The 10,295-nt window shown below is 38.0% G+C and carries 10 protein-coding genes and 1 riboswitch; of the genes, 1 reads left to right on the forward strand and 9 read right to left on the reverse strand.

Going from position 1 to position 10,295, the window contains the following annotated elements:
• Nucleotides 1-52: 52 nt before the first annotated feature.
• Nucleotides 53-154: riboswitch (SAM riboswitch) on the reverse strand.
• Nucleotides 155-349: 195 nt separating this feature from the next.
• The 9 genes from BTHG_RS09160 to BTHG_RS09200 form a co-directional block, all read right to left on the reverse strand.
• Nucleotides 350-1,624 (reverse strand): MFS transporter, encoded by a 1,275-nt coding sequence (locus BTHG_RS09160; RefSeq protein WP_010676457.1) that lies wholly within the window; start codon nucleotides 1,622-1,624, stop codon nucleotides 350-352.
• 100 nt (nucleotides 1,625-1,724) lie between these two features.
• Complete coding sequence (locus BTHG_RS09165) at nucleotides 1,725-2,030, reverse strand: thioredoxin family protein (RefSeq protein WP_010676458.1); 306 nt, start codon at nucleotides 2,028-2,030, stop codon at nucleotides 1,725-1,727.
• Between the two features lie 83 nt (nucleotides 2,031-2,113).
• Nucleotides 2,114-2,467: a toprim domain-containing protein gene (locus BTHG_RS09170; RefSeq protein ID WP_042341655.1), complete on the reverse strand. Its 354-nt coding sequence runs from the start codon at nucleotides 2,465-2,467 to the stop codon at nucleotides 2,114-2,116.
• 159 nt (nucleotides 2,468-2,626) lie between these two features.
• Nucleotides 2,627-2,983, reverse strand: a complete 357-nt coding sequence (locus BTHG_RS09175; RefSeq protein ID WP_010676460.1) for a YusG family protein — start codon at nucleotides 2,981-2,983, stop codon at nucleotides 2,627-2,629.
• 35 nt (nucleotides 2,984-3,018) lie between these two features.
• Nucleotides 3,019-3,402, reverse strand: a complete 384-nt coding sequence (gcvH, locus tag BTHG_RS09180) for a glycine cleavage system protein GcvH (RefSeq protein ID WP_010676461.1) — start codon at nucleotides 3,400-3,402, stop codon at nucleotides 3,019-3,021.
• 115 nt (nucleotides 3,403-3,517) lie between these two features.
• Entirely contained in the window at nucleotides 3,518-3,874 is a 357-nt protein-coding gene (locus tag BTHG_RS09185) for an arsenate reductase family protein (protein ID WP_010676462.1), read from the reverse strand.
• A gap of 195 nt (nucleotides 3,875-4,069) precedes the next feature.
• Nucleotides 4,070-5,854, reverse strand: coding sequence for an acyl-CoA dehydrogenase family protein (locus BTHG_RS09190; protein WP_010676463.1), 1,785 nt, complete (start codon nucleotides 5,852-5,854; stop codon nucleotides 4,070-4,072).
• A gap of 162 nt (nucleotides 5,855-6,016) precedes the next feature.
• Nucleotides 6,017-7,195: an acetyl-CoA C-acetyltransferase gene (locus tag BTHG_RS09195; RefSeq protein ID WP_010676464.1), complete on the reverse strand. Its 1,179-nt coding sequence runs from the start codon at nucleotides 7,193-7,195 to the stop codon at nucleotides 6,017-6,019.
• Nucleotides 7,196-7,428: 233 nt separating this feature from the next.
• On the reverse strand, nucleotides 7,429-9,813 hold the full coding sequence (locus BTHG_RS09200; RefSeq protein ID WP_010676465.1) for a 3-hydroxyacyl-CoA dehydrogenase/enoyl-CoA hydratase family protein: 2,385 nt from the start codon (nucleotides 9,811-9,813) through the stop codon (nucleotides 7,429-7,431).
• A 253-nt stretch (nucleotides 9,814-10,066) separates the two neighbouring features.
• Between BTHG_RS09200 and BTHG_RS26220 the strand changes: the two genes are divergently transcribed.
• Nucleotides 10,067-10,216, forward strand: coding sequence for a YuzL family protein (locus tag BTHG_RS26220; RefSeq protein ID WP_010676466.1), 150 nt, complete (start codon nucleotides 10,067-10,069; stop codon nucleotides 10,214-10,216).
• Nucleotides 10,217-10,295: the final 79 nt, after the last annotated feature.

Here is a 10,295-nt window from a genome sequence, read left to right on the forward strand (position 1 = left end):
TTATGCAAATAAAAAACCTCTTCGATAAGAAGAGGTGTATGTATGGTTTCTCTTCTTATCTTTCAGACAAAAAACGTCTGTTGGATTTAGCACCGTGTAAATTACCGGTTGCCGGGCTTCATAGGGCCAATCCCTCCACCACTCTTGATAAGATTATCGATATAAAATTTTTTAATACTTTAATAGGTTAAGATAATGGTAACTCTTCTGCTCATACAAGTCAATAAGAATTTTTAGAAAAAATGAGAAATTCAAAATTTCGCATTTTTATAATATTTTGACGCAAAAAAGGAACTTATTCATGTCATTGCTACAAAATTCGTACCTTTTTCCCGGGAAATATGACATATTACGATATTTTAGCAAGTGTTTTTTCTTCATTTTGAAATGATTTTCTAGTAAATACAAGTAGGAAATAAAGAGATCCGATTAGATACAAGACAGACGTTATTGAAAACACATAAGCATAACCCCAATAAGCACCATACATCATTACGATTGAGGTAGATACTGGCCCCATCAATGCCCATCCTAACGAAAATACCATCTGATTAACGGAATTAGCTAGCCCCTTCATTGAATTATTTACTCGCCCCATAACAAGGGATGCTTGAATCGGATTACCTGCATTCATTAGTGCCTGTCTAAATAAAAACCCAATTGCTGCGATGTAAAGATTTTCAGTATATCCTGTTAACAATAGAAATGGTAATGATGATAACTGCAAATAAACCACAGCACGAACCTCTCCAACCTTATTAACAATTGCTGGTCCAATAATCATCGCTATCGCTGTTGCCGCTTGCCCTAAGGATAAAATGATTCCAATTATCGTATTGCTTGCTAAAAAGCGATCTGCAAAATATAAATTTAAATATGGAATCACTAATCCAGAACCGAACCCTATTATCATTTGAGCAATAGCAAACATCGCAATTAACTTAATTTGTGATCTATTAGTTTTTAATTTTTCCCTAAAGGGTTCAATCGGTTTACTCGTAGGTTGTTTTCTTTGTTGTTCGTTCATCTTAATGATAGGTAAAATACCTACAATATAGATTACTGTTGCAATTAGAAGCGTGATCCTTACACTCCAAAGTCCGCTCAAATGAAATAAATATTGAAATGCATCGGAAAATGCACCACCTGCAATGTTCCCAATAACTTGTGCTACCATCATAATCGCCGAATGAAAACTAAAGAGATGGACCCTTTGCGACGCTGTGGAGTTTTCTGCTAACCAAGGAACACCTGAAACTTGAATAAAAGCAGTTGATAAGCCTGTTAAAAATGCTGTTGCTACAAGTAGTTGCTCAACATCCAAAACGCTTCTAGCAAAGAAGGAAAATGTTGAAACTGCAATCCCAATGACCATAACTTTCTTTCGTCCAAATTTGTCACTCATTAGCCCTGCAGGAACGAGAATGATAGCGGATGCCAAAGCTGTCATTGCAATAATGGTTCCGTTTGTTTGCTCTGAATAGCCAAGTTCCCGCACATAAAAGTTATACATGATGGTGAACATACCCATGCCTAACTGTGTAAAAATGGTCGCTAAAATAAATAGCTTAATATTTTGATTGTATGATTTGTAATGTGTTTTCCATCCTGTGACTATGCTCATGTTCGCTCCGACTGAAAAAAATTAATATTTCGACTTCCTAAATATCATACATCTTTTCCTAAAAAAAGCAATAAAAATAACGCCGATTTAGGCGTTATTTTTATTGCTTCGTCAGCACTTCAACTAAGTATGGAACCGAGTGAAATGCATAAAATTTTTGGGACACTTTTCCGTCTTTTACATGCAGTAAACAAGGGACACTTTCAATTTGCCATTCAATTGCCTTTTGAGGTAGATAATTAAGGTCACTCTTTCCTATTAGTACGTTTGGAAGTAGTTCGTCTACTACCATGATCATTTTAGATGCTACTTGGCAGGTTCCGCACATAGGTGTGTATAAATAAAGCCAAAACTCATCCTCAGTAATGAGTTGGGTATTAATATCATTTGCATTCCATTCTTTCATCTCAACTACAACCTTTATATTATGAATTGCTTTTTATTGTACCATGAATTTATAAATCGTTTTTCATTTATGCTTTAAGCCTACTATAGTAAAAATTCTGCGTGAACATCAATATTCGCTGATAGAAGGACAGTTGCGATATGCTGTTCGGGTGCTGTTGCTACCTCGCGATACATTTTATCAATAAACAAATGACGTGCTTCAGGAAATTCACGTTTGAACTGTTTTCGTAACTTATCACCCGCACTGTCAGCATCCACCAAGATATAAACATCTTTATTAAATAAATGTTCAATTAATTCATCAAGCTTTGCTATACTAATCGTTCCATTTGTACAAATAATTTCAACCGGTTCATTCACAACCGTCTCGACTTTCTTCTTGTCTGTTCTTCCCTCAACAATGATTACCTTATCGATATCGTCAAAAGCCACCATTTCATCACCTTGTTTCAAGTGTACATTATTCAGCATTTTTGCTTACATCACTGTATTCGATGTGTACAACTGCTTTTCCTTCATTTTATAACAAAGATTATCTTTTGGTGAATCGATCGGAAAGATTATGGAAAAAAAGACAGTGGGTATCCACTGTCTTTAGCACCAACCATTTTCATCATCACAATCTACATACTTCATATCTGGGTCAGTAGGTACATCTGCATAGGTGAAAATTTTATTGGATTCCTGCTCATATCCTTGCTTTAATTCATATTGGGGACCATTATTTGTAAATGAAATTTTTCCGATAGGTTCTTTTTCAACAAATAAATTCATTTCGTTATTACCTAGTTTTCCAACAACTCGGTCAGTCACTTCAATTCGAGTATGTTTCAATACCATTATGAACACCCTTCCTACGGTATTTAAGTTTAGATTGTCCATTAAGAGAAACTTCATTCGGTCTGTCGCAACTCTCCAAAGAGATGGAAATAAAATATAAAAAAGAGCCAAATTAGGATTTCTCCTTAATTGGCTCTTGCTTTAAATTAGTCTTCTTTTATCATTTCTTCGTACTGCTCAGCAGTCATTAGCTTCTCAACATCTCCAGCATTTGCAGGTTCAACAACAATCATCCATGCTTTTTCATATGGAGATTCGTTTACGAACTCTGGGCTGTCATCAAGTTCTTCGTTAATTTCAACAACTTTACCGCTGATTGGTGCATAAAGCTCAGACACGGTTTTAACAGACTCAACACTTCCGAATGGCTCGTCTGCTTGGATTTCGTCGCCAACCTCTGGAAGTTCAACGAATACGATATCACCTAATTCAGATTGTGCGAAATCTGTAATTCCAATACGTACTTTATCCCCTTCAACTTTCACCCACTCGTGTTCTTCAGAATAACGTAATTCTTTAGGTGTGTTCATCCTGTACCCTCCATTAATACGATTTTATGAAATAAGTTTGTACCCATTTTGATGAGTAAACTCAACAAAATGATTTATGTAAAAGCCCTTTATAAGGTCTTTCATCCAAATACTTTCATGCCCAGGTTTCTTCAAACTTCGCCTCATTAAATCCAACTGTTACTTTTTTCCCATCTGTAGTGAGAGGGCGCTTGATTAGCATTCCGTCTGATGCAAGTAGGTCTAACAATTCGTCCTCTGATGCAGAACTTACTTTGTCCTTAAGCCCAAGTTCACGGTATTTTTGCCCACTTGTATTAAAGAATTTCTTTATTTCCAATCCACTATTTTGGTACATTTCTTTTAATTTCTCTTTTGATGGTGGATTTTCAACAATATGAATTTCCTCAAATGCAACCTGATGTTCCTCAAGCCATTTTTTTGCTTTTCGACAGGTTCCACACTTCGGGTACCAATAAAATGTTAATGCCATTTTCTCACCACCTTAAAACTTATTACTAATACATATTTTAGCATATACAAATTTTAATTAAAAACCATTCGCAACGTACCCCTTGGATTAATTTCGACTTATTTCCAGTTTATCCTGCATAGAAAATGAAAAAACCAGTCCTTTTTCAAAAGAAAAAGCTCCCTATTAAAAAGGAGCCTCTTCTAATGATCTATTTTACACCGTATATTTTTCGGCTTCGATTAAGGTTGCAGCTATTTCGCGTTTTTTTGCAATTACGTTTACTGGTGTAAAGCGTGTCAATTTACGTAATGCAGAAGTCATCATGCGTAGTACATCGCCTTCTTCTGTAGCAACAAGTGTTTCTTTTGCATGTGCTTCAATTTCATTGAATGCTTCTTGTACAAATACTTGTGTATAAAGAATTTTTTGCTGATTCTTGTCCTCACCAGACTTTTTGATTGCTTTTTCAGTACGTAGGACTACAGATTCCATTGCATAAATATTTGCTGCGATATCTGCAATATTTGCAAGGATTTCTTGTTCTTTTTCTAGTTTTGGACCAAATTTTTGAGCAGCAAGTCCGGCAATCATAAGGCCTACTTTCTTCGCATTGCGAACAAGGTATTTCTCTTGTTCTAGAACGCCTTCTCCAACTTCTTCAGGCATTAGCATCATAAGTTCTTCTTGAAGTTGTGTTGCTTTTTCAAGTAATGGTAATTCTCCTTTTAATGCCTTTCGAAGGAATGTTCCCGGAACTAATAACCGGTTAATTTCGTTCGTTCCTTCAAAAATACGGTTAATACGGGAATCACGGTATGCTCTTTCAATTTCATATTCTTGCATAAATCCATATCCACCATGGATTTGAACACCTTCATCGACTACATAGTCTAATACTTCTGTGTTGAAGAACTTATTGATGGAGCACTCAATTGCATATTCAGCGATTGACTTTGCCACTTCTTTACCATTGTTAACTTCTTCTTCAGTTAATTGACCCATACGGTCCTCAAAATATCCAACTGTACGATAAACACTAGATTCAGCTGCATATATCTTTGATGCCATATTCGCTAATTTTTCTTGAATTAAGCCAAACTTTGAAATTGGTGTTTTAAATTGCTGACGTTGGTTAGCATATTTTACAGCCAGTTCAAATGCACTCTTTGCTCCACCTACTGCACCTACACCTAGTTTATAACGACCAATATTTAAAATATTAAATGCAATCACGTGACCTCTTCCAACTTCACCTAGTAGGTTTTCTACAGGCACCTCGGCATCTTCAAGAATTAATGTACGTGTTGAGGAGCTTTTAATTCCCATTTTCTTTTCTTCAGCACCTGTAGACACACCCGGAAATTCACGTTCCACAATAAATGCAGAGAATTTATCACCATCAATTTTCGCATAAACTACAAACACATCAGCAAAGCCTGCATTTGTAATCCATTGTTTTTCACCATTTAGGATATAGTGAGTTCCTTCTGCGTTTAATTTTGCTGTTGTTTTTGCTCCTAATGCGTCAGAACCTGAACCTGGCTCAGTTAATGCGTATGCAGCAAGCAGTTCACCAGTTGCTAATTTTGGAAGGTATTTTTGTTTTTGTTCTTCGTTTCCAAAAAGAACAATTGGAAGTGATCCTATCCCAACATGTGCCCCGTGGGAAATTGAAAACCCACCAGCTCTTGCCATTTTTTCAGCAATTAAGGCCGAACTTACTTTATCTAGACCTAATCCACCATACTCTTCTGGTACATCTACCCCTAACAACCCAAGTTCTCCTGCACTTTTAAGTAATTTTACAGATCGATCAAATTCATGGTTTTCAAGATGTTCTACTTGCGGAAGCACTTCATTTGCTACATAGTCCTCTGTTGTTTTTGCAATCATTTTATGTTCATCTGTGTAATCTTCAGGAGTGAAGACACGATCTGCTTCAAGATCTTCGATTAAAAAGCCCCCACCTAAAACGACTTTATCAGTTGCATTTGACATTTGGTTTCCCCCTAAAAGTTTTATTCTGAGGCTAACCATTTAGGTTAGCCCTATATTGTCTAGCTCCAGCGCCTAGCCCCTCGAGGTCGCTTCCCCCATCCTGCTCCTCGTTAGGGTTCCAGCGCTTGTCGGGGCTGTTCAAGGCGCTTTCGCTTTTCCGATTTAAGCTAATAGTTCAAATACTCCGGCAGCTCCCATTCCGCCACCGATACACATTGTCACGACACCAAATTGTACGTTACGTCGCTTCATTTCATGCATCAATGTAAGTGTTAATTTTGCACCTGTACATCCAAGTGGATGTCCTAATGCGATAGCACCACCGTTCACGTTGACCTTTTCTTCATCAAGTCCTAATTCACGGATGACTTGAAGAGATTGCGAAGCAAATGCTTCGTTTAACTCAAATAATCCAATATCTGAAAGCTCCAGGCCTGCCATTTTAAGAGCTTTTGGTATTGCCGCAACAGGTCCGATACCCATAACCTCTGGTGGTACCCCCGCAACTGCAAACGATCTGAATTTCACGAATGGTGTTAAGCCTAAGCTAACTGCTTTTTCACGGTCCATCACCATAACAGCTGCTGCTCCGTCACTAGTTTGAGAAGCATTTCCTGCAGTTACAGAACCAGTTACTGAAAAAGCTGGTCTTAACTTTGCTAATATATCTAGATTTGTATCTTCACGCACGCCTTCATCTTGGGAGAACTGGACGTGCTTTTCTACCAATTGATTTTTAGCATCAACATGACGAAGTGTTACATCCACAGGTACAATCTCATCCACAAACTTTCCAGCTTTAATTGCTGCTGCTGCTTTTTGATGACTTCTTACTGCAAAAGCATCTTGATCTTCACGACTGACAGCATACTTTACCGCAACTTGCTCTGCAGTATGGCCCATGCCCATGTAATATTCAGGTGCTGTTTCTGCGAGTTTTGCATTTGGCCGAACCACATGACCCATCATTGGTACTAAACTCATAGATTCTGCTCCACCCGCAATTGCAGTGTCAGAATGACCTAACATGATTTTTTCTGCTGCATAGGCAATTGATTGAAGACCTGATGAACAATAACGATTGATTGTAATAGCCGGAACGGTATGTGATAATCCAGCTAACGCTCCTATATTTCGTGCCATATTTAGACCTTGTTCTGCCTCAGGCATGGCACATCCAATAATTAAATCATCAATATTTCCATCATAATTTCCTGCACGCTTTAACGTTTCTTTTACAACCAATGCCCCTAAGTCATCTGGTCTTACATTGGCAAGTGTACCTTTTTTTGCTTTTCCAACCGGGGTTCTCGCACCGGCAACGATGACTGCTTCTCTCACAATATTCCCCCCAAACTTTTTTGAAGGTAAAAGTACGGATAAAAATCTCTGTCGAAACTCTTCGTTTCTCTGCCCGTCCGGTTCACACGTTAATCCTAAATATTCCGGTCCTCGGTACGTCGTTCCTAGACCTTTCGACGCATAAAATGTGCTAGTGTCGGCATCGCAACAGGACGTGGCACCTTTGCGGACGGGAATCTTTTCATCCACCTTTTACCTTTTTTATTTTGTTTTTAGTTACGTAATGGTTTTCCTTTTACAAGCATGTGCTGCATTCTCTGCTGTGTCTTTGGTTCACCGACAAGGCTTAGGAATGCCTCACGCTCCAAGTCTAGTAAGTATTGTTCATCCACTTCGGTGCCGTATGGGATATTTCCACCTGCAAGTACCCACGCAAGTTTTTTCGCAATCTTAAGATCATGGTCTGAAATGTAACCAGAATACTTCATTGCTTGTGCACCTAATAGTAAAGTTGCATAACCTGATTCACCAACAACTGGTACTTTTTTTCGAACAGGTGCTTTATAACCTTGTGCAGACAATGCCAATACGGATTCTTTTGCATCATGAATGAGATGATCACCATTGAAACTTATACCATCTTCTTTTGTTAAGAAGTTATTTGTTCGCGCCTCTTCAGCTGATGTTGAGACCTTCGCCATGGCAATTGTTTCAAATACCTTATTTGCGACATTTTGAAGATTCACTTCTACCCCTGTTGGCATTCCTTGTAGATGGTTAATATATAATTCTTTATTTCCACCGCCACCAGGGATTACACCAACACCTACTTCTACTAGTCCCATGTAGGTTTCACTTGAGGCTTGAATCTTGGCAGCTGGCAGACAGAGCTCTGCTCCTCCACCAAGGGTCATACCAAATGGAGCTACAACCACTGGTTTTTCACTATACTTAATGTTCATCATCGCTTGTTGGAACTGACGAACTACTAATTCGATGTCATAGAAATTGTCATCCTGTGCTTCCATTAAAATCATCGCAAGATTTGCACCGACACAGAAGTTTTTCGCCTGATTTCCGATAACTAAACCTTTGTAGTTTTTCGCCACTTCTTCAAGTGAGTAATTGATCATTTGAATGATATCAAAACCAATTGCATTATTTGGCGATGTGAATTCTAATAATGCAACATCATCACCTAAATCTATTAAACTAGCACCACTATTTTTCTTAATGACGCCATTTGTTTCTTTTAAAGACTTAATATTAATATTTTTTGGATTTACCTTAACTGCTTTGTATTCACCGTTATGATAATAAGAGACTGAGCCATTATCTTTTTTATAGAATGAAGTATTCCCGTTCGCAAGCATCTCCTTTATCCATGCCGGAATTACAGCTCCTTCTGCTTCCATCTTCTTCACAGAGTGTTCAAGTCCGATTGCATCCCACATTTCGAATGGACCTAATTGCCAGCCGAAGCCCCATTTCATTGCCTCGTCTATCGCAACAATATCATCTGCTATTTCTCCTAAAAGAGTGGCAGAATAGATAAGAGCTGGGGATGTAATATTCCATAATAGCTTTCCAGCACGATCTTCTGCATAGAAAAGGGTCTTAAGCTTATTTGCTGTCCCTTTTACTTGTTTAATGGATGCTGTGACTGGTGTTTGTAACTTTTTGCGCTCTTCGTATTGGAGTGTGTCAGGATTTAATTCAAGAATTTCCTTGCCTTTTTTCAAGAAGAAACCTTGACCTGTTTTACTTCCAAGCCATCCTTTTTCCAGCATTGCTTTCATGAAATCAGGAACATTGAATACCACTTTTTCTTCTCCCTCAACCTGTTCATAAACATTGTTTGCAACATGAATAAATGTATCTAGTCCCACAACATCTAGTGTACGGAAGGTTGCGCTCTTAGGACGACCAATCATTGGACCTGTAACAGAGTCTACTTCTCCGATACTGTAACCACCTTTAAGCATTTCACGAACGGTAACAAGCAACCCATATGTTCCAATCCGGTTTGCGATAAAGTTTGGTGTATCCTTTGCTTCAACGACTCCTTTACCCAGTACATCTTCACCAAATGTTTTCATAAAAGAAAGTACATCTGGGCTTGTGTTCTTTGTAGGAATTACTTCGAGCAATTTCAAATAACGTGGTGGGTTGAAAAAGTGTGTGCCTAAAAAGTGTTTTTGAAAGTCCTCTGAACGACCCTCAGCCATGGCTTCAACCGAAATACCGGATGTGTTAGAACTAACAATGCTACCTGGCTTTCGTACCTTATCGATTTGACTAAAAACCTTTTTCTTAATATCAAGGTTTTCAACAACCACTTCAATAATCCAGTCAACCTCTGAAAGCTTTTCCATATCATCTTCAAAGTTCCCAGTTGTAATAAGAGCGATGTTTTCCTTAGAAGTAAGGGGTGCAGGCTTTTGTTTCAACAACTTTTGGACTGCCCCACTACTAAAACGATTTCTTACTTCCTTATCTCCAAGTGTAAGCCCTTTCTTTTTTTCTACTTCTAAAAGTTCCCGAGGAACAATATCTAATAATAATGTAGGTATTCCGATGTTTGCTAGATGCGCAGCAATTCCCGATCCCATAACTCCCGAACCAAGGACTGCAGCTCTTTTAATGCTTTGGATCATTCACAGTTTCCTCCTTTTACTCAATTTGAGTATTTGAATGAATACTCATTCATTTTACTGTCAAAAAAAAATATTCCTTACTCGGTTTCACCTCATCGATGTTTGCACATCCAAAAGAATGAGTTTCTTTATAACTTAATATAAAACAATTTTTAAATTTTCGCAATATATTCAAGAAACAAATTTTCTATTTCTTTCTTTTCGAATTGAAAATGGGTAATCAGGTGATTCTATGAATGGAGGTGACAATGAGATGGCTAAAGTTGATAAAAATCCGTCAAAACGCGCAGTTGGTGCGGCGAGTGTAAAAGGAAATGCAGGCCCTGATACAAGAGCTAGAAGTGGTAAAACACAATCAACTAACCAACAGTATGGAGCGCAAAATACTGGTGGAGAAGAATAAGTAGGTTTTTAGTGGACTAGGTATGAAGTACTCAGCTGGGAGCGGTTAGGGGACTATTAATTTTGATGAAGGGGATTTC

The organism is Bacillus timonensis (assembly GCF_000285535.1).
GTDB classification, from domain to species: Bacteria; Bacillota; Bacilli; order Bacillales; family Bacillaceae_L; genus Ferdinandcohnia; species Ferdinandcohnia timonensis.